Here is a 22241-nt window from a genome sequence, read left to right as displayed (position 1 = left end):
GCCGTCGAAACCACCAGTAGATCGTCTGCCATGGCCCGAAATGGACCGGCAGCATGCGCCATCCGCATCCTGTCCGCGCCAGGTAGCGGATCGCGTTCAGCACCTCGCGCAGGTCGACGCCAACCCGCCTGCCGCGGGCGCTGCTGGGCGGCAGCAGAGGACGAATGACCTGCCATTCCTCGTCAGTCAGATCTGTCGGGTAGCGCCGCCGCTCAAACGCTGCCTGCCGGGCACGGTGTTCCTTGGTCCACATCCAGCCCATCTGGCCACGCAGGGACGCCCAAACACCTCACCACCAGCATTCTCAAACAGGCAGTAAGGCGATCTCGGCGAGCATCGGTGCAAGGCACGATATGGCCTGTGGGCGCTCTAGGGCGACGCGGGCCAGCGCGACGAGGAGGAAAAGGCGCGCGTGGAGACGATAGAAGACAAGGGCCTCCGACCGAAAAGGAGTACCGGGCGGATCCGTGGCGAGGAGGTCGCCCAGCGCGCTCAACACACTGTCCACACCTAGCGCCGCTGCGCGTCTGACGGCGTGGGCCGCCCGCCAGCGCTCTGCGCCACGCGGGTCGCCGAGGCGAGCGTAGAGCAGTCCGGCCACGAGCCGATCCAGATCTTCCGGTGCAGCCAGGGACTGCCGCCAGGCGCCCTCGCCGAAACCATCCTCCATGAGGGCCTCGACCCGAGACAGGGCGAAGCGCATGACGTCGGTCGCCTCCGCCGGCGTGACGAGCTGGCGGACGACGTAGGCGGCGAGACGGAAAAGCGTGTCCGCGTCCACACGATCGGGGCCAGTCGCCAACCCGTCCAGCACATCCGGGAGTAGGTTGGCAGGCTGCGCATCGGCGAGCGGCGCGAATTCGTCAAGCAGCCAGAGCGACCGGGCGAAGTCCAAAGGCCGGCCAGCCGGCATCCCGCGCGCCACCGAGCGGACCGCCTCTGTGACTGCGGGTCGTCCGCCCCGCTCCTCCTGCGCCGCCCGCAGGACACGGGCAAGCGGGTAGAGGCCAAGGCTTTCAGCGGCGGCGACAGCGCGCAGGTGGGTTGGAACGTCGCCGCCGGCGAGGCCCGCCCGGACCACCGCCAGCACCGCCTCCTCCTCGCCCGGGCCCAACTGCCGCGCCGCGGCGAGGATCGCCTCTACCCCCGGGCGCGCGAGGGGATCACCGGTCTCTGCGGCGGCACGGCGGCCGGCATCGGACGGGCCGCTGCCCGTACCTTCACGCGGGGAGCGCCGCTGGGGCATCGGCTCCGGCGCCGGTCCAGCTGACAGCGTCGGCGGTGGCAGCATCCCCTCCAGCCGGAACTCCCGCGCAGCTTCGCGGAGCGGGGCCAGCGAGCCCTCGCCTCCTGGGGTGCGCTCCAGGTCGTCCGCGAGCAGCCGAAGAATCTCCTTGCGTACCACGGGGGGCACGCGGCGTAGCGCAGGGGCGAAAACCTTCTCGGCATTCCAGTCGTCGGTTATCGCGTGGAGCACCCCGAGAAGGCGCGGGTCCAGCCTCCCCCCGGCAAGCGCCGGCCCCGCCAAGGCGGGGAGGGTCCGCGCGAGCCGGACGACGTCGCGGTCGTCCCATCGGGAGGCGGCAGCGATGGCCTGCGGTAGAGACAGGCTGGCCAGCGCCGCCGCGACATCTTCCCAGGGAAATTTGTGGTCGTTGTGGCGATGGAGGAACTCGGCTGCCCGCGCGAGGCGCTGCGCGTCCTGCTGGTCCGCCGGTCCGCCCCGTGCGGCGCGGCGCGCTACCGTGAGCAGCGCGTCCGTCCGGGCGTAGAACTCCTCGCCAAGGGCGGCCACGGCCTCATTGGCCTCGCGGAATACTGCCTCTGTGTCGCTGAGTGACAGGGGCAGAAGGCAGCGGGCGAGCGAGGCCAGGACGTCGGCGGCCTCGGTCGCACCGTTGCCGTCCCGCGCCGCCTCGCGCGCCAGGCCGAGGACGTCGAACACCGCGTCCTCCATGTCAGCGGCGGCCAGCCGCTGCACTGCGGCGGCGAGGGCGCCCGCGGAGGGTGTCGCCGCCTCGCCCAGCGACGTTACCGTCCGCCTGACTTCCTCCGCCCCCGCCCCGGCCAGCGCGAGGCCGTCCACTGTGGCCTCCAGCGCAACCTCGACAAACCGGTGCCGGTCCCAGGTCCGGCCCATGCGCCGCAGCCGCGCTGCGGCGTTGCCCGCAGCCTCGGCGACCTGCCGGGCCGCGGCGGAGCCGGTATCTGCGCCGGCGACCAAGGTGGCACGGACAGTAAAGAGTGGTAGGAGCGCCGCGATCCGGTCCTCGGCCTCGCGCCGGTCATGGGCTTCGCGCCTCGCCGGTCCCGCTCCGCCCGGCAGAGCGGAAAGCTCGGGCAACAGCCGCTCCGCATCCGGTTCGCGACCTTCGAGCGCAGCCCCGAGGGTTAACGCCCGGAGGTCGCAGGCCAGCCTCTCCGGATCCCAGGCCGCCGTAGCCCGCTCCGGCCGGGGTGGCAGGAGTGCGCTGGCCGCAGCGGCAAGACCCTCGCGCGGCAGGCCCGATCGCACAGCAAGTTCCACGGCCGCGACGCGCGCTGCGCGCGCCTTCAGCGCGTCTGCTGTGAAGGAATCGCCCTCCGCGACAGCCAACGCCGCCGAGAGGCTAACTTGCGCCGCAGCCTCGTTCACCCGCCTTCCAGCTCCGGCCAAGGCGGCGGCGCAGGCAACGCGCATCTCCTCACAGGCTCCTGGCGAGGCGAGCAGGCCTTCAACGGCGGCGTAGCGCCCGGCAGCGGCTAGACGGTCAGCAACGAAACGCGCAAGCCTTAGGCGAAAGGCAGCGGGGCGCCAACGGGCGAGGTCGCGGGCAGCCTCGTCCGGCCCAGCGATCTCCAGCACGGCGAGGACAATGGAGGCGACGGCGTCATCGGTCGGCTTCTCGACGCGCCGACGGTCCCCGGCTCGTGCCTCGCGCGACCACTCGTCGAGCCACGCCTGCGCTGCGCGGAGAAAACTGATGGCCTCCGCGTGGCGGGCCGGTAGGGCCGCAAGCATGGCAGCGGCATGGGCGTGGCCCGCCCCGCGCCATCCGCTCCCTGCTCCACGAAAGACAAAATCGGCCACGAGATCGTCGCCCGCCAGCGCGGAGACGAGGTCCACATTCGCGGCTAGGAAGACCGCCTGCCGCTCTCGGTTGGCTGCGTCCTCTGCCGCGCGCAGGAGCAGCATGGCCGTCGCAGGCCAGTCACGCTCTGCGACCGCGGCACGCAAAGCGGCTCGCGCGCGTGCGTGGGCAATCTCGCGTCGGGCAACCGCATCTGTGCCACCGAACGGCGGAGCCTCCAGCGCGAGCTTTCGGAGGTCGGCGCCGCGCCCGGAGCCAAGCAGCAGGCCGGGAAGAGCGAGCGCAGCGTATGGGTCCGTCCCTGCAAGCAGCCCGAGTGCGTCGGCAAGCCGCCCGTGGCCGTCTCGGTCGGCCAGGAAATGCTCACGGAACCAAGTTTCTGTCGGCTCATCACGAAACTGAACAGCGTCGCGGACGAGCAGCACGGGCCGTCCGCCCGCGAAGTCAGCGACGAAGCTGCGGATCGCCTCGGGAAGCACGCCTGCCGCTCGCGCCAGTGTGGCGATCGGGACCGCGGGAGGTAGCGTTGCAAGGGCCGAAAGCAGCATCTGCCAAGACGCCGGATCGCCGAAGCTTTCCCGCCCCCGCTCCAACGCATCGGCAAGTTGTCGGGCGATCAGCGCGTCCGCCCCTAGAGGGTTCGGCCCGAGCAGCGCGAAGAGCCGGTTGAGCGATGGGGCGTCACTGACGAAGGCTGCTTGAACGCGGGGATTCCCGGAGGTGAGTCGATGGAACTCCCGGCACGCCATGTCGCCGGCCTTCGGGAAGCGCGTCCGGAGGTGCGCTGCGCTCTCCTCAGCCTCGAATGGGCCAAGGTCAAAGGGGTGGACGGAGGCGGGCGGATCAAGGAGGGCGCATCGCTCGGGCCGCGCGGCGACGACCACACGGACCCCCTCGCGCACCGTTTCCAGGAGCAGATCCCGCGCAAAGGACCTTTCACCCCGCTCCCGCGCGGCGATCTCTGAGTTGTCGCCCGCGTCCACCACGACGAGCACGACCGCCTCCGGGTGCCGCGCTTGGACCGAAGCTACGGCTTGCTCCAATCGCGACCGGAGCGACCGCATCCACGCCGCGGCCAACGCGCCAGGGCGCGGAATTAGCGGCAGGCACAGCCCCTTCGCTGCCAATTCGTTCGCAATCTGCAGGGCAGCCGTGCCGGTGTTATGCCGCGAGGCGGTAAGCGAACGGTAATCGCCCCCGTTGAAGCCATCGTAGACAATGGTCGCCGACCCCTCTGGCATTAGGCCAGCCAAGCGCAGGGCCAGCGTGGACTTGCCGTAGCCGCCCGGTGCGCGGAGGAGGACAGGGACCTGCGCCGCAAGGATCTCGACACCTATGCGCCTGAACTCGTCACGGTCCTGGAGCGACGCGGGCGCGGTAATGGAGGGCGGCGCCGGGAGGAGCTCCCGGAGCGCACTCACACCCAACGTTCCCAGCACCGTCTCGCGAGTGATCGTGCGGATGGCTTCACCCTCTGACGTGCCCCGCCGCCGGACCATATCGAGGAGCGCAGCGGAGGTCTGGATGTCTGGCTCGGGCAGCAGCCGACCACCTTCGGCTGCAAGCCGCTCGCCCTGCTGAGCGAGGCCAGGCTGGCTGCCGAGGAGACGAAGGGACCCGACGAAGGCAGGAACGAGTTCCTGGGGTAGCCCCAGAGCAGCCAAGAGCGCCTTCCGGGCGGCGGTGACCTCCTTGGTCGCCTTCGCGTCCACCATACCTCTGCCGAGAAGGTCGACCGCAGAGCAAACCGCGGATGCAATGGGGCGGTTTGTTACGAACTCGAAGCGGTACCGCTGGGCTACCGCATCGGGACCATGCAGGTCTGCGAGGGCCTGGAACCGCTTCGCAAACCCGTGGAGCGTTTCTCGAAGACCAGAAGCTGTCCAAGGCTCGGACGCGGCGCGGGTTGAATACTTCAGCTGGCAGTAGCGGATCTCCCTGACGGGATCGCCGAAGTACTCCGTCGTGTCCACTACGAGCAGGCCAGCGATGACGCCTTCTGCTTCCTCCTCCCGCGACACCCCCTCTACGACGACTTGCCGTAGCCCTAGGCCCTCGTCGAGCAGCCGAAGCGCGCGCCGCGCCGTCCAAATGAGGTGGAACTCTTCTCCATCGTTCCGGTATCGGACGAGGGACGCGGTCTCGTCCTCCGGCCGCTGCGGACGAGCGCGGGAGGCCTTCGTTTCCCGTCCCTTGCGGGTCCCTTTGGGGCGCGTCGGCGATCCGGTCGAGGTCATCAGCTGCGCCCTACCATTGGCGACCTTCGCGAGGAAGCGAGTCGTTTAAAGGTGGGACGGCTAGGCCGTGTCCCGTTGCGGTTGCAGGAGCGCGATGGGCTCTTTGGCGGGGGTGAGCCGTGGCCAAGCCGCAGCGGGTGGCGGACTGCAGGTGGGCATCACTGACGGGGCGAGCGCCTCGCTCTTGCGAGAAGCGGCGCTGGAGGGCGATTCACGCGACCTCACACCAGCACATCCGGGTTGCTCTAGCGGTGATTATTGTTCCGTGAGTTCGTGCCGAGTCCGGAACGGTGTCCCAATCAGAATTCTGACGCCTAACCTCGTTCGTGTTCAACAAGCTGTTGTTCTTTTAGGAAACAGAAGCTTGGGACTAAATCGGCGCAGTCCCAAGGTTCGGAGAGAATCCGCCCTCCGGAGAGAGAATTCCGGCCCGCTCCGACCTCGGCACTCCCAAGGTCCACGCGCCAACCCTGGCGCAACCTGCGGTTTCAGGCGCCAGCCAGCCAACCAGAGAGCGAGTTTGTAGGAAGGAATGGTGTCCGCGGCGGGATTCGAACCCACGGCCCCAGGATTCATACCACTTCGGCTTTCGCCGCCGCCCATGAGGCGTTCGTGGTCTGGACTGTCCCTTCGCCATAGGCCAGAGGCCGTTAGGCGCCGCCCGTCCAGTCTCTACACCTTCCCGGCATCATGCCGGGCTTGGCTCGGGATCGGCAGGGCGACCAGTGCGCCGAAGCTTTCCCCGACTTTGAGCGGATCCGCTGCGCGGTTTCCCATCGCAACGCCCAGTTAAGCAAACAAGGAATCCTGTGCTCTATCCAGCTGAGCTACGCAGACGAAGCCATTTCCGGGACCGATCATAGCCCAAAGGCTCCTGCTTGGGAAGCAGCCCGCCGGAGAGGGCGGCTCGCCCTTCGCGCCCCGCCTCTCCTGCGCGGGGCCCTCCGCACATCGGCGCGGCCATTCTGGAACCTCCCGCCTTCAGCGGGAGGGGAGGGCCATGAGCTGCGCGATCCGGGCCAGCAGGTCGCCGGCCCCCACCGGCTTGGTGAGGTAATGCTCCACGCCGCAGGACGCGAGGAGAGCCAGCGCCGCCTCACGCCCATGCGCCGTCAGCGCCATGATCGGCACCGTGGCGTTGTGGCCGCCCAGGGCCCGGATGCGGCGGATCGCCTCCGGGCCATCCATGCCCGGCATCTCCAGGTCCATCAGGATCAGGTCGAAGCGCTCCGCCATGGCGGCGGCCACCGCCTGCCCGCCTTCCCACGCCTCGGTCACCCGCAGCCCGGACGCCTGCAGGTGCAGCCGCACGATCTCGCGGTTCACGCCATTGTCCTCCGCCAGCAGCACGTGCCCGAGCAGCTTCATGCGCGGCGGCGGCTGCGGGGCCGCCATCCCTTGCGCCCCCTCCAGAACCAGAAGCGGCTCCAGCGCCCGCAGCAAGGCGCCATACCGAACCGGCCTGGCCAGGTTGAAGCAGCCCCGCTCGCCCGGTTGCCCGGCCACGCAGAGACGAATCCGCGGCACCTCCCGCGGCAGCCGCGCCACCGGCACGGACAGGTCCGCCATCACCCGGTCGAAGCGCGCCCCGCGCGGCCATTCCGCCCCGGGGCAGCACACCGTCACGGCAAGGCCCAGCTCCCGCAGCCGCTCGGCCAGCAGGGCGCGGCCCGGCCCCGGCGGCTCGACCAGCAGCAGCGAGGCACCGGGGCGGCTGCGCGGCAGGGTTGGCGGCGCCGCCGCCCGCGGCAGCGGAATCCGGCACCAGAAGGTGGAGCCGGCGCCCGGCGTCGTCTCCACGCCGATCTGCCCCCCCATCAGCTCCACCAATTGCCGCGCGATCGGCAGGCCGAGGCCGCTGCCGCCATAGAGGCGGGCTACGGAGCTGTCCCCCTGCGCGAAACGCTCGAACATCCGCGCCACGCTGCGGGCGTCGAGCCCTGGCCCGGTGTCGGCGACGCGCAGCAGGAGCCGCTGGTCCTCCTCCTCGCGCAGCGACACCACCACCGAGCCCTGGGCGGTGAACTTCACGGCATTGCCCAGCAAGTTCAGCAGCACCTGCGAGAAGCGCGTCGGGTCGCCCAGGCGCCGCCCGTGCAGCCCCGGCGGCAGGTCCAGCGCCAGCTCGATGCCCTTCTCCTGCGCGGCGGGGGAGAGGAGGTCGAGCATGTCCTCCACCACCTCCTCCAGCATGAAGGGGATACGCTCCAGCTCCAGCCGGCCCGCCTCCAGCCGCGTGCTGTCCAGCAGGTCGTTGACCACCGAGAGCAGCAGCCCGGCCGATTGCTGGGCCACCTGGGCATAGCGCCGCTGCAGCGGGGTCAGCGGCGTCTCGAGCAGCAGCGCCGCCATGCCGCTCACGCCGTTCAGCGGCGTCCGCACCTCGTGGCTCACCGTGGCCAGGAATTCCGACTTGGCGCGGCTCGCCTCCTCGGCGCCGCGCCGCGCGGCCTCCTGCGCCAGCACCAGGGCGTGGAAATCGGTGGTGTCGCTCTGCACCACCACCCAGCGCGGCGCGGAATCGCCCTCCGGCGCGGCCGGCACCGGCGCCACATGGGTGCGCAGCCAGCAGGCGGAGCCGTCCTTGCGGCGCGCGGCAAGCTCCGAGACGCCGCCACGGCCATGGCGCATCGCCTCCGCGAGCGGCCGCAGCCCGCCCGCGAGGGAGGCGGGGCGCAGCAGGGCCCGCACCCCGCGCCGCCGCAGCTCCTCGGCGGTGAAGCCGGTGATGGCGGTGAAGGCCGGGTTGGCCCAGAGCAGGCGCGGCGACCCCGGCGGCCCCTCCAGCAGCAGCACGCCGCAGCTCGCCGCCTCCACCGCGCTGCGCAGCTGGGCGTTCATCGCCCGCAGCGCGCGGGCCTCCCGCTCGGCCAGCACCTCGTCGGTGATGTCGCGCAGGATGATGGCGTGGCCCCCACCCTCCACGGGCAGGATGCGCACGGCCAGCCAGGTGTTGTTGGCGACCTCGCCCTGCCAGCCCAGCGGCTGCCCCGTCTCGCGGACCGCGCGCCAGCGGCGGAGGGCGCATTTCTCCTCGCCCAGCGCGCCCAGCCCGCCCAGCCAGCGCAGCACCGCCGTGCCGGGCGCGCTGCGCGAGAGCAGCCGGGACTTGGACAGGCCGGAGAGCACGAAGAAACGGTCGTTCACCAGGGCCAGCCCGCCCTGGTCGTTCAGCACCGCCACCCCTTCGGGCAGGCTTTCCAGCAGGCCGTCGAAGCTGACGGAGTAGAGATAGAGGCGGTTCTCCGCCATCATCAGCCGGCGGCGCTGCAGCAGCAGCGTGGCCGCCACATCGGCCAGCGCATCCAGGGCCGATCTCTGCTGCGGCGTCGGCCGCAGGCCGGCCTCGGCCAGCACGCAGAGCGCGCCGAGCGGCGCGCCGCCCGGCTCGCGCAGCACCAGGGCCAGGCCATCGGCCGGCTCCGGCTCGCCCGGCACGGCGCATCCCGCGCAGGCGGCGGTGCCCAGCGCCAGGGCCAGCGCCTCGGCGGCCGGCTGCGGTGGGCCGGACCAGGCCTTGCGATACATCTCCCCCTTGGGGCCGAGCAGCAGGATGGCGGCGGCCGTGCCCCCCAGCACGGCCCGCGCCGCCTCCGTCAGCCCGTCGAACTCCGGCTCCCGCGCGGCGGCCACCAGCGGCAGGGCGCGCAGACCCGCCAGCAGGGCGGCTTCCCGCGGGTTGAGAGGAGCGATGATCATGCAGGCGTGCTCCCTGGCCGGAATCCGCTGAATTTGGCGCCACTTACCACAGCGTCAACGATCCGGCTGGCCGGAGCGCCTCGGCGGAAGGTTCGGGCCCGCGGTCTGGCGGGGCGTGGAAAGGCCGGGAGCCATCCACCGCCGCCCGGTGAATCGCGCCCCTTCCCCGCTGGTTATATGGACATCTCCCATTCGTTCCAATCCATGCTGCAGCGCGAAATGGATGGAATCGCCGTCATGCGCGCCCTGCTCAGCCCCTGCCCTCGCACCCATCCCTGCCCCGCCGGGCATGAGGCGGGAATCAGCGGTGGTGGCGGAAGCGCTCGACCGCCGCCACCAGGCTGACCCGCACGCCCGGCTCCAGCGCCGAGTGGCCGGCATCGGGCACCACGGTCAGCCGCGCGCGCGGCCAGGCGGCGGCGAGATCGAAGGCGCTCTCGGCGGGGCAGACCATGTCGTAGCGGCCCTGCACGATCTCGGCCGGCAGATGGGCGATGCGGTCCATGTGGGCCAACAGCCCTCCGGGCGGCAGGAACAGGTCATGCGCGAAGTAATGCGCCTCGATCCGCGCCAGGCCCAGCGCCGTGCGGTCCTGCGCGAAGCTCGCCACCGTCTCGGGGCTGGGCATCAGGGTGCTGCACAGCCCCTCGTACTGGCTCCAGGCGCGGGCGGCGGCGAAGTGCACCTGCGGGTCCGGGTCGGTCAGGCGCTTCAGGTAGGCGCCCAGCAGGTCGCCACGCTCGGCCTCGGGGATGTGCTCGGCGAACTGCGCCCAGGCATCGGGGAAGACGCGGCGCAGCCCGTAGAGGAACCACTCCACCTCCCGCGCCCGGCCGAGGAAGACGCCGCGCAGCACGCAGCCCAGCACCCGGTCGGGATGCGCCTGGGCATAGGCCAGCGCCAGGGTGCTGCCCCAGGAGCCGCCGAACAGCAGCCAGCGCTCGATGCCGAGGAAGCGGCGCAGCGCCTCGATATCCTCGACCAGATTGGGCGTGGTGTTGCCGGACAGCTCGCCGAGCGGGCGGGAGCGGCCGGAGCCGCGCTGGTCGAAGATGACGACGCGCCAATGGCCTGGGTCGAAGAAGCGGCGGTGCACCGCCCCCGCCCCGGCCCCCGGCCCGCCATGCAGGAACAGCACCGGCTGGCCGCGGGGATTGCCCACCTGCTCCCAGTACATGACATGCCCGGCCGAGAGCGGCAGCAGGCCGGTCTCGTAGGGCGCGATATCGGGAAACAGGTCGCCACGGGGCATGGGATGATCTTTGGCGCGCCGGCGGCGCCCGTGCAACACCATGCGGGGAGCCGCGTAACGTTTGCGCGTGTCATCCCCTTCGCGCGGGGCGTCTTCGTGCCTAGCTTGGGGAGATGGCGACTTCCTCACCCTCGGCCGGCTCACCTTCGGCCGGCTCCAAGACCGGCGGCGCACCGGGCGGGCTCCGCTGCGCCATCTGCGGCGGCGAAAGCCGGCAACCGCCCTTCCGCCCCGCGCCGCCCGAGCAGGCGCCGGACCTGGACCTGCGCCCGGGGGAGCCGCTGCGCGGCACCATGGGCCGCTGGCTGCAGCAATGCCCACACTGCGCCTATGCCGCGCCCGATATCGGCCGCGCCCACCCGGCGGCGGCCGACGCGGTGGCGGCGGCGCCGTTCCGCGCGCTGATCGCCGACACCAGCCATCCGCCGCTGGCCCGCCGCTTCCTGGCCTGGGCGCATGTGCTGGAGGAGACGGGCGCGCTGCACGCCGCCGCCGAGGCCACGCTGCACGCCGCCTGGGTGGCCGACGACATGAACCGCCCCGAACTGGCCGCGAGCTGGCGACAGGAGGCGGTGGCGCTGTGGCGCGGCGGCCCGGCGCTGGATGCCGAGCAGTCGGTGCGGGTGATCGACGCGCTGCGCCGCTCCGAGGCGTGGGGGGATGCCGCCGCCGCCGCCGAGGCGCTGGCCGCCGCCCAGACGCCCGAGGCGGTGGCGCAGGTGGTGGCGCTGGAGCGCCGGCTGATCGCGGCGCGCGACGCCGGGCGGCACACCATGGCCAGCGCCCTGCCGCCGCCCGCCCGCCGCCCGCATGTGGCGCACCAGAAGGTGGGCCGCGCCGCGCCGGCGGAAGGGCTTTGGGCACGGCTGCGCCGGCTGTTCGGCAAGGGCTGAGAAAGGGCGGGAGGCTTGCATCCCGCGCCGCTTCGCGGCATTGGAACTTTATAACATAGCGCAGAGGTCTTCCCATGCAGCGCCGCGCCCTGCTCGCCCTCTCCCTCGCCGCGCCCTGGGTCGCCCCCCGGCTCGCCCGCCCCGCCACGGCGCAGGGTGCCGCCCCCCTGCCGGTCGTCGCCTCCTTCTCCATCCTGGGAGACATGGTGCGGCAGATCGGCGGCGATGCGGTGGCGGCGCATGTCATCGCCGGGCCGGATGTGGACGCGCACAGCTTCCAGCCACGCCCCTCGGACGCGCAGGCGCTGCGCGGCGCCGGGCTGCTGGTGCGCAACGGCCTCGGCTTCGATGCCTGGGTGGACCGGCTGGCCCGATCGGCCGGCTATGCCGGGCCGGTGGCCACCGCCACGGAGGGTCTGACCCCGCGCAGGCTGGAGGGCGGGCATGGCCACGGGCACAGCCATGGCCATGGCCATGGCGGGCAGGCGGCGGCCGACCCGCACGCCTGGCAGGATCTGCGCCATGGCCGGCACTATGCCGGCGTCATCGCCGCCGCGCTGGCGGCGGCGGACCCGGCGCGGGCCGATCTCCACCGTGCCCGCGGCGAGGCCTATCAGGCGCGGCTGGCGGCGCTGGATGCCTGGGTGCGGGAGGAGATCGGCCGTGTGCCGGAGGCGCGGCGCCGGGTGGTGACCAGCCACGACGCCTTCGGCTACTTCGCCGAGGCCTATGGGGTGCGCTTCCTGGCGCCGCAGGGCGTCAGCACCGATGCCGAACCCTCCGCCGCCCAGGTGGCGCGGCTGATCCGCACCCTGAAGGCGGAGAACATCACCGCCGTCTTCCTGGAGAACATGGCCAACCCGGCGACGCTGCGGCGCCTGGCCGCCGAGGCCGGCATCACGGTGCAGGGCCGGCTCTACGCCGACGCGCTCTCCCCGCCGGGCGGGCCGGCGCCGAGCTACGAGGCGATGTTCCGGCACAATGTCGGGCTGCTGGTGCCGGCGATGCTGGGTGGCGCGGGCTGAGAAGGGCGGATGGGGAGGCCGGCACCTCCCCTCGCCTGCCCCACCTCACTCCACGGGCAGGAAGATGAACACCACCGCCGCCACCAGGCAGAGCATGGCGGCGATGTAGGTCCAGCGCAGCGGCTCGCCCAGCACCATCACCGAGAACACGCCGAACACCATCAGCGTGATCACCTCCTGCATCACCTTGAGCTGCTGCCCGGTGTAGGCGCCGTAGCCGATCCGATTGGCCGGCACCGCCAGGCAGTACTCGAAGAAGGCGATGCCCCAGCTGACCAGCACCGCCAGCCAAAGCGGCCAGGAGGGCTGCTTCAGATGGCCGTACCAGGCCCAGGTCATGAGGATGTTGGAGCCGACCAGGAGCAGGGGCGGCCAGAGCAGGGCGGTGGTCATGCGGGGTGCCATCGGCGGTTCGGAAGAGGCGGCATCCTAGGGCGCCGGCCGGCCGCCCGACAGCCCACGGCCCTGCCGGTCCCATACCCCTTGCCTTCCGGGCCTGCCCGGGCCTACCACCCCCGCTTCCGCCAGAACGTCAAGCCAGAGAGGGTCCGCATGAACTGGATCAGCGAATGGGCGCTGCCGAAGATCCAGACATGGCTCGGCCGCAAGGAGGTGCCGGACAACCTCTGGCACAAATGCCCGGCCTGCGAGCAGATGATCTTCCACCGGGACCTCGAGCGGTCGCTGCATGTCTGCACGCATTGCGGCCACCACATGCGCATCCCGGCGCTGAGGCGGGCGGAATACACGCTCGATCCCGGCTTCCAGCGCATCGAGCTGCCGAAATCGCCCGCCGACCCGCTGCGCTTCCGCGACCAGCGGAAATACGCCGACCGGCTGAAGGAAGCGCAGGCCAAGTCCGCCATGGATGACGCGGTGGTGGTCGCGCATGGCGCCATCGAGGGCCGCCGCGCCGTCATCGCCGCCTTCGAGTTCGGCTTCATGGGCGGCTCGATGAGCCCGGGCGTCGGCGAGGCCATCGTCACCGCCGCCAAGCTGGCCGTGCTGCAGGACGCGCCGCTGATCGTGTTCACCGCCTCGGGGGGCGCGCGCATGCAGGAGGGCGCGCTGAGCCTGATGCAGATGCCGCGCACCGTCATCGCCGCGCAGATGGTGAAGGAGGCCGGGCTGCCCTTCATCGTCGTGCTGTGCGACCCGACGACGGGCGGCGTCACCGCCTCCTTCGCCATGCTGGGCGACATCCAGATCGCCGAGCCGGGCGCCATGATCGGCTTCGCCGGCGCCCGCGTCATCGAGCAGACGGTGCGCGAGAAGCTGCCCGAGGGCTTCCAGCGCGCCGAGTACCTGCTGGAGCACGGCATCCTGGACATGGTGGTGAAGCGCGGCGCGATGCGCGAGACGCTGGCGCGCCTCATCAGCCTGCTGCGCGAGCCGCTGCTGGAGACCGCCCCCGCCGCGGCCGCCGCGCCGGCCGAGGCCGAGGCGGCGCCGGAGCCGGCTCCTGCCCCGACCCCGGCCCCGGCCTCCGCTCCCCCGGCCACTGCCCCGGCGAAGCCGGCCCCCGCCGCGTGAGCCGCTCGGAAGCCATCATCGACCGGCTGCACGCGCTGCACCCGAAGCTGATCGACCTCAGCCTCGGGCGGCTGCAGCGGCTGCTGGCGGCGCTCGGCCACCCGGAGCGCCACCTGCCGCCGGTGGTGCATGTGGCCGGCACCAACGGCAAGGGCTCCACCTGCGCCTTCCTGCGCGCCATCGCCGAGGCGGCGGGGCAGCGCGTGCATGTCTATTCCTCGCCGCACCTGGTGCGCTTCCACGAGCGCATCCGGCTGGCCGGCACGCTGGTCTCGGAAGCCGCGCTGGCCGCCGCGCTGGAGGAGGTGGAGGCGGTGAACGCGGGCGAGCCCATCACCGTCTTCGAGGTGACGACGGCGGTGGCGCTGCTGCTGTTCAGCCGCACGCCGGCCGACCTGCTGGTGCTGGAGGTGGGCCTCGGCGGCCGCTACGACGCCACCAACGTGGTCGAGCGCCCGGCGGCCTGCGCCATCACCAGCATCTCCATGGACCACATGGACTTCCTGGGCGATTCGCTGGCCGGCATCGCCGGCGAGAAGGCCGGCATCCTGAAGCCCGGCGTGCCCGCCGCCACCGGCCTGCAGGCGCCCGCGGCGCTGGCGGTGCTGGAGGCCGAGGCCGCCGCGCTGGGGGCGCCGCTGGCGGTGCGCAACCAGGGCTGGTCGGTGGGCTGGACCGAGTCGGGGCTGCGCTACACCGATGGCGGCGGCTCGCTGAACCTGCCGCGCCCGGCCCTGCCGGGGCCGCACCAGGCGGACAATGCCGGCATCGCCATCGCCGCGCTGCGCGGCTGGAACCCGCCCTGGCTGACCGAGGCGGCGATCGCCGCCGGCCTCACCACCGCCACCTGGCCCGCCCGGCTGCAACGGCTGCATGGCGACCTCGCCGCGCTGCTGCCCGAGGGCTGGGAGCTGTGGCTGGATGGCGGCCACAATGCCGGCGCCGGCGCGGCGCTGGCCGCCCACCTGCCGCTGTGGGAGGACCGCCCGCGCCACCTCGTGGTGGGCATGAAGCAGGGCAAGGCCTCGGGCGACTTCCTCTCGCCCCTGCTGCCCCTGGCCGAGAGCCTCTGGGCCGTGGCCGAGCCGGGCCAGCACCTGGCCATGCCGGTGGAGGAGATCGTGGCGGCCAGCGGCGGCCGCGCCCGCCCCGGCCCGCATGTGGCCGATGCGCTGCGCGCCCTGGCGGAGGCCGGCGGGCCACCCGCGCGCGTACTGATCTGCGGCAGCCTCTACCTGGCGGGCGAGGTGCTGAAGGCGGACCACACCGCCATCACCTGAGAGGCGCGGCCGGCGGGCCGGCCCGGAGAGGCGGCACAAAAAAAGCCCGGGGACGCGTCCCCGGGCTTTTTTTTCTCAGGCGGCCGGCCTCAGCCCTGCGCGTCCGGCGAGACGATGATGCAGGCGCCCTGGCTGCGCAGCTTGTCGCAGGCCGACTGCGCATTGTCGCGCGAGAGGCCGATGACGCGGGCGCGGTAGAGCGTGTTGCCGCCCTGCGCCACCGGCTCGACCCGCGAGCGGGCGCCGGAAGCGCCGAGCCGGCCGCGCGCCGCCTCGGCCGCGGCGCGGGCGAGGTTGGCGCTGGCGAAGGCGCCCACCTGCACGCCCCAGGCGCCGGCCTGGCTCGGCATCGCCGCCGGCTGGCTGGCGGAGGGCGCGCGCAGCACCTGGGCCGGCGGCGCCACCGTGGCGGCGTGCGCCGAGCCGATCAGGCTGAAGCCGCCGCTGCGCGCCAGGCTGGGCGACGGCGCGGGCCGCGGCGCCTCGGCGAAGGCGCTGGCGATCCGCGCCGTGGTGCGCGGCGGCGCCCGCTCGGCGGCGGGGCTGGCCGAGGCCGAGGCCAGCAGGCTGGGCACGGGCGCGGGGCTGGGCCGCAGCGCCGGAGGCGCGGGCGGCGGCGCCATGGCCAGCTCGAGCGGCGGGCTGGCGGGCGGCGCGGCGGTATAGGTGGAGCCGTCCGGAATCGGCTCCATGCGCACCACAGGGCCGGCGGCCGGGGCGGCGGCGTAGGTGGAGCCGTCCGGGATCGGGTCCATGCGCACCACGGAGCCACCACCCAGCGAGGTGCCGATCGACGGATCGAGGCTGGCCACCTGCACCGATTCGGTGCTGTAGGTGGAGCCGTCCGGGATCGGGTCCATGCGCACCACCGGGCCCGGCGGCAGGCTCGCCACGCGGATGCCCGGGTCCACCGCGTTGCGCTGCTCGCGCAGCGCCAGCATGGTGGCGGTGTCGCCGCGGCGCGGTCCGGCCGGGATGCTCAGCGGGATCTCCGCCGCCGCATAGACCTCCGGCGCCGCGCGGCGGCCCGGATGCGCGTCGACGATTCGCGGGCCGATGCGGGCGACGTAGTTGCGCGTCTCGGCCGGCAGGCCGCGGCCGTTCCAGAGGTAGTCCTCCAGGCGGCGCGGGCCGGCATTGTAGGCGGCGAGGAAGGCCGGGCTGCCATACAGCTCGTACATCTCGCGCACATAGGCGGTGCCGGCCATGATGCTGTTCCACGGGTGGTAGGGGTCGTCCCCCAGCCCGTAGCGGCCGCGCAGCTCGGCATAGGTGCCGGGCATCACCTGCATCAGCCCCATCGCGCCCACCGGGCTGCGGGCGCCGACGCGGCCGCCGCTCTCCTGCCGCATCACCTCGCGGATCCAGCGCTCCGGCACGTCGAAGCGCCGGGAGGCCTCGCGGATATACGGCCCCCATGGATCGCTGGACGGGCCGGGCGCGTCATAGCTGCTGGGTTGCGGGTAGGCGGCCGACTGCGCGGCGGCGCCGGAACTGACGGTCCTGGTCTGCTGGCTGCTGCCGCAGGCGGCCAAAAGGCCCACCAGCGACAAGGTGGCCACCATGCGGACGCGCCCCCCCGGCGCCATCCGACCGTACTGGAACGGAGTCATCCCCTGTTCTCCGTCTGGCCCGGTGGATCTGGTTCCTGTGCTGGACCGCCTGCGCCCCCACGCCGACGAATCCGGAACCGCCCCGGGTTTAGGTTTCAGCAGAACATCTGCCCGCAAAGCGCTAAAGGATACAGCAGATTAGCGCAAGCCTCGTGTGCGGGGGCGGCTGCCCCCCCTGGCGTTCGCGTCGCCGGCACCCCATTCATAGGCAAAGGGGAGCGAAACCCTGGGCATTGCCCGGCGGGGCTTCCGTCCTCCCTGGAATCGCAGCCTTCGGACAAAGGGTTCACGCATGCCTGCGCCCTCCCGCCTCTCTCGCAGCCTTCGCGCCGGGCTTGCCGTGATGTTGATCGGCGGCACGGTGGCCGCCTGCGCACCGCAGCAGACCGGCGCCACCTACAGCAGCGCCGCGCTCGGCCGCGCCGCCTCCGTCTCCTATGGCACCATCGTCGGCATGCGGCCGGTCCAGGTGCAGGGCAACAGCTCCGGCGTCGGCACCGCCGCGGGCGCCGTGGCCGGCGGTGTCGCCGGCAGCTTCATCGGCGGCGACTGGCGCTCCAACGCGCTCGCCGGCCTGGGCGGCGCGGTGCTCGGCGGCCTCGCCGGCAACGCCATCGGCCGCGGTGTCAGCGATGGGCAGGCCGTCGAGTTCTTCGTGCGCGAGGACCAGGGCGGCGACATCTCGGTGGTGCAGACCAACGAGGAGGGACTGGGGGTCAATGACCGTGTCGTGATCGCGCGCGGCGACCGGACCCGCCTCAGCCGCGCCGCCGGTGGCCCGCCGCCTGGCGCCTATGCCCCGCCGCCCGCCTCCTACGGCACCGTCCCCTATGGCACCCCCCCGGCGCATGGCGCCAGCTATGGCGGTCCGAAATACTGATCCGCGCAACACGCCGGGGCGATCCTTCGCCCCGGCCGCTGGCGGCCCGGAAGATTTGGGGTGTATAGAGCGGCCGCCATGCAGCAAGCGGTTCTTCCCACCTATCGCATCGACGCCAACCAGCCGGACCGCGCCGGCCGGGCCATGGCAGACCTCAGGGCCGGCTTCGCCTCCTGGCGGCTGGCCTGGACGCTGGCGCGGCTCGACCTGCGCAACCGCTACCGCGGCTCGGTCATCGGGCCGTTCTGGGTCACGCTCTCCACCGCCGCGCTGGTGGCGGGCATGGGGCTGCTCTACGCGCAGCTCTTCCGGCTCGATATCGCCAACTACCTGCCGCATCTGGCGGCCAGCCTGATCACCTGGAACGCCCTCTCGGCCATGGTGTCGGAGGCCACCACCTGCCTCTCCAATGCCGAGGGGGTGATCCGCCAGCTGCGCCTGCCGCTGACCACCCACGCGCTGCGCTGCGTCTTCCGCAACGCGCTGAACGCGGCGCACAGCCTGCCGCTGATCCTGGTGGTGTTCGCGCTGATGGGCCACTGGCCGGGCGCCGAGGCGCTGCTGATCATCCCGGGCCTCGCGGTGCTGGCGGTGAACGCCCTCTCCGTCTCGCTGCTCCTCGGCATGATCTGCGCCCGGTTCCGCGACATCGGCCCGATCGTCGCCAATGTCATGCAGCTCGCCTTCTTCATGACGCCGGTGATCTGGAAGCCGGAGCTGCTGGGGGAGAGCGCCAAGTGGCTGCCCCTCAACCCGTTCTACACCATGCTGGAGATGGTGCGCGGCCCGCTGGTCGAGGGCGGCGGCTCGCTGACCACCTGGCTGGCCGCGCTGCTCTACACCGGCGTGCTGGGCGGCACCGCCATGGCCTTCTTCGTCCGCTTCCGCAGCCGCGTCGCCTTCTGGGTCTGAGCAGCCATGGCCAGCATTTCCGCCCGTGGGCTGAGCATCGCCTTCCCGCTCTATCACCTGGCCGCGCGCAGCCTGAAGAAGCGCCTGCTGGCCAAGGCCGCCATCCGCGTCAAGACCGACGAGTCGAACCGCGTCGTCGTCTCCGCCCTGCACGACCTGACCTTCGAGATCCGCCGTGGAGAGCGTGTGGCGCTGGTCGGCACCAATGGCGCCGGCAAGACCACCCTGCTGCGGACACTCGCCGGCATCTACGAGCCGGTCGCCGGCGAGCTGGTAGTGGAGGGCGAGATCGGCTCGCTGATCGACCCCGCCGCCGGCATGGATTCCGACAGCACGGGGCGCGAGAACATCCGCCTGCGCGGCCTCTACCGCGGCATGAGCGAGGCGGAGATCGCGGCCCTGGAGCAGGACGCCGCCGCCTTCTCCGGCCTTGGCGAGTTCCTCGACGTGCCGACGCGCGGCTACTCCGCCGGCATGCAGGTGCGGCTGGCCTTCGCCATGGCCACCGCCATCACGCCGCAGATCCTGCTGATGGACGAGTGGTTCCTGGCCGGCGACGCCGACTTCATGACCAAGGCCGAGGAGCGGCTCGCCCGGCTGGTGACGGGTGCCGACATCCTGGTGATCGCCACCCATGACATGAACGTGGTGCGCCGCTGGTGCACCCGCGTCATCAAGCTGGAAGCCGGCCGCATCGTCGCCGACGGCACCGTGGAGCAGGTTCTGGGCGCGGTGCAGGCGCCGCATGCGGAAACGCCGCAGGCGGCGGAGCAGGCCTAGAGCAAAGCCCGGCCGGCTCCATCTCTTCCCGCGCCGCAACCGGGGGCGGGGGGAGACGTTTTCCTGGAAACCCGCCGGGCGCTCCTGCCCCCGGGTGAACAGGGAGCAAGCCGATGACGCAAGGAAAGTCTCAGGACCAGCATGGCGGCCACGGCTCGGCCGAGGGCAAGAAGGGCGTGTCGCAGGAAACCGTGGGCAGCGGCAAGGCGAACGATCCCAACAATTTCGCCAATGACCACGAGCGCGCGGCCGAGGCAGGCCGCAAGGGCGGCCAGAACAGCCACAAGAACGACTGAAGCGACTCCGGCCGGATCGTATCATCCGGCCGGCTGCCGCTTCGGCGTCATTGTCGTGCGGAATATGGCTGGGCGGGCTGGCCGGTCAGAGCAGGCCGCAGGCAGGCAGGCAGCTTTGCCTGATCGCGTGAAGATTCCCGCGAAAACAATGAGCCAGGGCCTTATCCGTGAGCCAGTGCGGACGGAAAGGCTCTAGTCGGCCGCCGGCTTGCCGCGCAGCCGCTTGGTGACGCCACGCTGGGATTTGCCTTCCAGCCGGCGCTTCTTCGAGCCAAGGGTCGGGCGCGTCGGCCGCCGCTTCGGCGGCGGCGCCGCCGCCGCCTCGCGGATCAGCTCCAGCAGCCGCTCCAGAGCATCCTCCCGGTTCCGCGCCTGGGTGCGGAACTGCTGCGCGGTGATCACCACCTCCCCCGCCGCCGTGGCCCGGTGGCCGGCGAGGCGGATCAGCCGCTCCCGCACCGGCTCCGGCAGGCTGGGCGAGTTGCGCGCATCGAAGCGCAGCTGCACCATCGTCTCCACCTTGTTGACGTTCTGCCCGCCGGCGCCGGAGGCGCGCGCGAAGCTTTCCGTCAGCTCGGATTCATCGATGCTCAGGCGGGCGGTGATGGGTATGCGGGGCATGGCGCCAGACCTTGGGGGATGAAAAGAATCCGGGGGAATGAATTCCCCCGGGGCCCCCTTCTTTTTTCTGCGAGTTCGGGGGGAGCGGCGCCTTACAGGGCGGGCATCGGCTCGGCGATGGCGCTGTCCATCGGCATCTTGCCGAGCGCGCCCCAGGCGCGGTCGTATTGCGGCGGGATGCGCAGCGCCTCGGTGCGGCCCAGCGCCGCCGCGGCGTGCAGCGGCCAGTAGGGGTCGCGCAGCAGGGCGCGCGCCAGCAGGATCAGGTCGGCCTTGCCCTCGGCGAGGATCTCCTGCGCCTGCTGCGGCTCGGTGATCATGCCGACCGCCGCCACCGGGATCTCCGCGCCGGCGCGCACCGCCGCCGCGCCCGGCACCTGGTAGCCGGGGCCGACCGGGATCTGCGCCGGCACCAGCGCGCCGGAGGAGACGTCGATCAGGTCGATCCCCTGCGCCTTCACCTGGCGCGACAGCTCCACCGTTTCCTCGGTCGTCCAGCCGCCCTCCGTCCAGTCGGTGTGGGAGAAGCGGATGGCCAGCGGCATCTCCTCCGGGATGGCGGCGCGCACGGCGGCCACCACCTCGCGCGTCAGCCGCGTGCGCCCGGCGAAGTCGCCGCCCCAGCCATCGTTGCGCTGGTTGGAGAGCGGCGAGAGGAACTGGTGCAGCAGGTAGCCATGCGCCGCGTGGATCTCGATGAAGCGGTAGCCCGCCGCCACCGAGCGGCGCGCCGTGGCGGCGAAGTCGGCGATCACCTGGGCGATGTCGGCTTCCGTCATGGCGCGCGGCATCCGCAGGCCGGGGAAGGCCACGGCGCTCGGCGCCAGCGGCTCCCAGCCATGCTGGTCGTCGCCGGCCACGCCGCCCACCCAGGGCGGGCTGCTGCTGGCCTTGCGCCCCGCATGCGCGATCTGGATGCCCGGCACCGAACCGGCGGCGGCGATGGCGGCGGTGAGCCGGGCGTGGCCGGGGATGTGGGCGTCGCTCCACAGGCCCAGATCGGCGGGGGTGATGCGCGCCTCGGGGCTGACGCCGGTGGCCTCCGCGATCACCAGCCCGGCGCCGCCGATCGCCCGCGCGTGCAGATGCGCCAGGTGCCACTCGGTCGGCATCCCGTCCGGCGCGCAGCTGTACTGGCACATGGGGGAGACGCCGATGCGGTTGCGCAGCGTCACGCCCCGCAGCGTCAGGGGCTCGAACAGGTCGGTCATGAAGCGTTCCTCCAGGTTCCGGGCGGCAATGGCCCCCCGGGCTGCATCTGTGGCTGAGCCATGGGCTGCATCTGTGGCTGCCAGGGCGGCAGCCGGCCCAGGCGGTTCTCGAACACGGCGAACCAGGCGGGGCCGCCGGCGGCGCGCGGCAGCAGCCGCCCCGCCGCGTCGGCCGGGAAGCGCGAGAGGGTGACGGCATCGGCCACGTTGCCGCCCACCGCCTCCACCACGCCGGGGCCGGCGGCCACCACGATGTCGCAATGCATCGGCCGGAACTGGCCGATCTCGGCCCAGCGCGCCTGCCAGTGCGCCAGCGGCCGGCGGGAGCGGTCGGCGCAGAGCAGGTCGCCCGGCTGCGGCGCGTAGCCGGTCCAGTCCCGCGGCAGGAAGGGCGCGGTGGCCGGGAAGTCCCGCGCATCGGCCATCATGCCGTCGATGTAGAAGGCGTGCGCGGCGGAGGGCGGGAATTCCCGCCGGTCCACCCCCGCGCCGCGCATCACGTAGCTGATGAAGGCGGCCGACCAGGCCGGCTCCGACCACAGCGAGGCCGGCGCGCCGGGATCGGCCAGGGCGTTGGCGTAGCGGGCGCGGTTGCGGGCGATGGCGGCCTCGCCCTCCTCCGTGGCGCGCCAGTAGGCCAGCACGCGCGGGAAGCTGGCCGCCGCCGATTCCGGCCCGGGCAGGCCGCCGGGGGCGTCCTCGTGCAGGGCGGGGCCGGCCGTCGGTTCCACGACGATGCGGCCCCATTCCTCCCATTCCGCCAGGGCCAGGCGCAGCATCCGCTCGCGCGCCGAGGGCGGGTAAGGCAGGGGCGGCGCCAGGCCAGCGCTGGCGGGCGGCGGGGGCGCGGCGCAGGCGGCGGGCAGCAGCGCCAGCAGCAGCGCCGCCAGGCCGGCATGGCGGCGCCAGCCCTTCGGCACCCGGTCCTTCAGGGCCAT

17 protein-coding genes are annotated in these 22241 nt (G+C 72.5%); 8 read left to right on the top strand and 9 right to left on the bottom strand.

All coding sequences use genetic code 11. From position 1 onward, the window contains the following. The 4 genes from CR165_RS20890 to pip form a co-directional block, all read right to left on the bottom strand. On the bottom strand, nucleotides 1-253 hold a 253-nt coding region (locus CR165_RS20890), incomplete at its 3' end, for a transposase (protein ID WP_181378270.1). Nucleotides 254-304: 51 nt separating this feature from the next. Further along, nucleotides 305-5308 carry a hypothetical protein gene (locus tag CR165_RS25185; protein WP_181378269.1) on the bottom strand — a complete coding sequence of 1668 codons (5004 nt, stop codon included), beginning with the start codon at nucleotides 5306-5308 and terminating at the stop codon, nucleotides 305-307. Between the two features lie 981 nt (nucleotides 5309-6289). Beyond that, nucleotides 6290-9007 carry an ATP-binding protein gene (locus tag CR165_RS20875; protein WP_109518874.1) on the bottom strand — a complete coding sequence of 906 codons (2718 nt, stop codon included), beginning with the start codon at nucleotides 9005-9007 and terminating at the stop codon, nucleotides 6290-6292. A gap of 301 nt (nucleotides 9008-9308) precedes the next feature. Then, nucleotides 9309-10259, bottom strand: coding sequence for a prolyl aminopeptidase (gene pip / locus CR165_RS20870; protein ID WP_109518873.1), 951 nt, complete (start codon nucleotides 10257-10259; stop codon nucleotides 9309-9311). A gap of 113 nt (nucleotides 10260-10372) precedes the next feature. Between pip and CR165_RS20865 the strand changes: the two genes are divergently transcribed. Further along, the gene (locus tag CR165_RS20865; protein ID WP_109518872.1) at nucleotides 10373-11152 is read left to right on the top strand and encodes a hypothetical protein; all 780 of its coding nucleotides are present in this window, start codon (nucleotides 10373-10375) and stop codon (nucleotides 11150-11152) included. A gap of 74 nt (nucleotides 11153-11226) precedes the next feature. Then, complete coding sequence (locus CR165_RS20860) at nucleotides 11227-12177, top strand: metal ABC transporter solute-binding protein, Zn/Mn family (RefSeq protein WP_109518871.1); 951 nt, start codon at nucleotides 11227-11229, stop codon at nucleotides 12175-12177. 45 nt (nucleotides 12178-12222) lie between these two features. Here the strand turns inward: CR165_RS20860 and CR165_RS20855 are convergent, their stop codons facing one another. Then, nucleotides 12223-12570, bottom strand: coding sequence for a DMT family protein (locus CR165_RS20855; protein WP_109518870.1), 348 nt, complete (start codon nucleotides 12568-12570; stop codon nucleotides 12223-12225). 159 nt (nucleotides 12571-12729) lie between these two features. Here CR165_RS20855 and accD point away from each other — a divergent pair, with 159 nt between their 5' ends. Next, complete coding sequence (gene accD / locus CR165_RS20850) at nucleotides 12730-13710, top strand: acetyl-CoA carboxylase, carboxyltransferase subunit beta (protein WP_109518869.1); 981 nt, start codon at nucleotides 12730-12732, stop codon at nucleotides 13708-13710. Then, on the top strand, nucleotides 13707-14990 hold the full coding sequence (locus CR165_RS20845) for a bifunctional folylpolyglutamate synthase/dihydrofolate synthase (RefSeq protein ID WP_109518868.1): 1284 nt from the start codon (nucleotides 13707-13709) through the stop codon (nucleotides 14988-14990). Before accD ends, CR165_RS20845 begins: the two co-directional genes overlap by 4 nt. A gap of 89 nt (nucleotides 14991-15079) precedes the next feature. Here CR165_RS20845 and CR165_RS20840 read toward each other — a convergent pair whose 3' ends face one another. Then, nucleotides 15080-16603 carry a lytic transglycosylase domain-containing protein gene (locus tag CR165_RS20840; protein ID WP_109518867.1) on the bottom strand — a complete coding sequence of 508 codons (1524 nt, stop codon included), beginning with the start codon at nucleotides 16601-16603 and terminating at the stop codon, nucleotides 15080-15082. Nucleotides 16604-16895: 292 nt separating this feature from the next. Here CR165_RS20840 and CR165_RS20835 point away from each other — a divergent pair, with 292 nt between their 5' ends. From CR165_RS20835 to CR165_RS20820, 4 genes are all read left to right on the top strand, one after another. After that, nucleotides 16896-17483 (top strand): outer membrane lipoprotein, encoded by a 588-nt coding sequence (locus CR165_RS20835; protein ID WP_245906642.1) that lies wholly within the window; start codon nucleotides 16896-16898, stop codon nucleotides 17481-17483. Nucleotides 17484-17561: 78 nt separating this feature from the next. Further along, complete coding sequence (locus CR165_RS20830; protein WP_109518865.1) at nucleotides 17562-18395, top strand: ABC transporter permease; 834 nt, start codon at nucleotides 17562-17564, stop codon at nucleotides 18393-18395. A 6-nt stretch (nucleotides 18396-18401) separates the two neighbouring features. Beyond that, a complete protein-coding gene (locus tag CR165_RS20825; RefSeq protein ID WP_109518864.1) occupies nucleotides 18402-19175 on the top strand; it encodes an ABC transporter ATP-binding protein in 774 nt (257 codons plus the stop codon). Nucleotides 19176-19288: 113 nt separating this feature from the next. Beyond that, complete coding sequence (locus CR165_RS20820; RefSeq protein WP_109518863.1) at nucleotides 19289-19471, top strand: KGG domain-containing protein; 183 nt, start codon at nucleotides 19289-19291, stop codon at nucleotides 19469-19471. Between the two features lie 192 nt (nucleotides 19472-19663). On the opposite strand, the gene arfB is transcribed toward CR165_RS20820, so the two are convergent. From arfB to CR165_RS20805, 3 genes are all read right to left on the bottom strand, one after another. Further along, nucleotides 19664-20092 carry an alternative ribosome rescue aminoacyl-tRNA hydrolase ArfB gene (gene arfB, locus CR165_RS20815; protein ID WP_109518862.1) on the bottom strand — a complete coding sequence of 143 codons (429 nt, stop codon included), beginning with the start codon at nucleotides 20090-20092 and terminating at the stop codon, nucleotides 19664-19666. Nucleotides 20093-20184: 92 nt separating this feature from the next. Further along, complete coding sequence (locus CR165_RS20810; protein WP_109518861.1) at nucleotides 20185-21303, bottom strand: NADH:flavin oxidoreductase/NADH oxidase; 1119 nt, start codon at nucleotides 21301-21303, stop codon at nucleotides 20185-20187. Next, complete coding sequence (locus CR165_RS20805; RefSeq protein ID WP_181378268.1) at nucleotides 21300-22241, bottom strand: DUF2272 domain-containing protein; 942 nt, start codon at nucleotides 22239-22241, stop codon at nucleotides 21300-21302. The genes CR165_RS20810 and CR165_RS20805 overlap by 4 nt, the downstream gene beginning before the upstream one ends.

The organism is Teichococcus aestuarii, assembly GCF_003116135.1.
Taxonomy (GTDB): Bacteria; Pseudomonadota; Alphaproteobacteria; order Acetobacterales; family Acetobacteraceae; genus Pseudoroseomonas; species Pseudoroseomonas aestuarii.
The sequence above is the reverse complement of the archived record's forward strand: the minus strand, read 5'-3'. Positions and strand labels throughout refer to the sequence as shown.

Excerpts from the sequence above, each read along its gene's own strand:
- CR165_RS20865 (WP_109518872.1), top strand. The coding sequence starts at position 10,373 with ATGGCGACTTCCTCACCCTCGGCCGGCTCACCTTCGGCCGGCTCCAAG.
- CR165_RS20835 (WP_245906642.1), top strand. The coding sequence starts at position 16,896 with ATGCCTGCGCCCTCCCGCCTCTCTCGCAGCCTTCGCGCCGGGCTTGCC.
- CR165_RS20875 (WP_109518874.1), bottom strand. The coding sequence starts at position 9,007 with ATGATCATCGCTCCTCTCAACCCGCGGGAAGCCGCCCTGCTGGCGGGT.
- CR165_RS20830 (WP_109518865.1), top strand. The coding sequence starts at position 17,562 with ATGCAGCAAGCGGTTCTTCCCACCTATCGCATCGACGCCAACCAGCCG.
- CR165_RS20855 (WP_109518870.1), bottom strand. The coding sequence starts at position 12,570 with ATGACCACCGCCCTGCTCTGGCCGCCCCTGCTCCTGGTCGGCTCCAAC.
- CR165_RS20825 (WP_109518864.1), top strand. The coding sequence starts at position 18,402 with ATGGCCAGCATTTCCGCCCGTGGGCTGAGCATCGCCTTCCCGCTCTAT.
- CR165_RS20805 (WP_181378268.1), bottom strand. The coding sequence starts at position 22,241 with ATGGCCCTGAAGGACCGGGTGCCGAAGGGCTGGCGCCGCCATGCCGGC.
- accD (WP_109518869.1), top strand. The coding sequence starts at position 12,730 with ATGAACTGGATCAGCGAATGGGCGCTGCCGAAGATCCAGACATGGCTC.
- arfB (WP_109518862.1), bottom strand. The coding sequence starts at position 20,092 with ATGCCCCGCATACCCATCACCGCCCGCCTGAGCATCGATGAATCCGAG.
- CR165_RS20860 (WP_109518871.1), top strand. The coding sequence starts at position 11,227 with ATGCAGCGCCGCGCCCTGCTCGCCCTCTCCCTCGCCGCGCCCTGGGTC.
- CR165_RS20840 (WP_109518867.1), bottom strand. The coding sequence starts at position 16,603 with ATGACTCCGTTCCAGTACGGTCGGATGGCGCCGGGGGGGCGCGTCCGC.
- CR165_RS25185 (WP_181378269.1), bottom strand. The coding sequence starts at position 5,308 with ATGACCTCGACCGGATCGCCGACGCGCCCCAAAGGGACCCGCAAGGGA.
- CR165_RS20810 (WP_109518861.1), bottom strand. The coding sequence starts at position 21,303 with ATGACCGACCTGTTCGAGCCCCTGACGCTGCGGGGCGTGACGCTGCGC.
- CR165_RS20820 (WP_109518863.1), top strand. The coding sequence starts at position 19,289 with ATGACGCAAGGAAAGTCTCAGGACCAGCATGGCGGCCACGGCTCGGCC.
- pip (WP_109518873.1), bottom strand. The coding sequence starts at position 10,259 with ATGCCCCGTGGCGACCTGTTTCCCGATATCGCGCCCTACGAGACCGGC.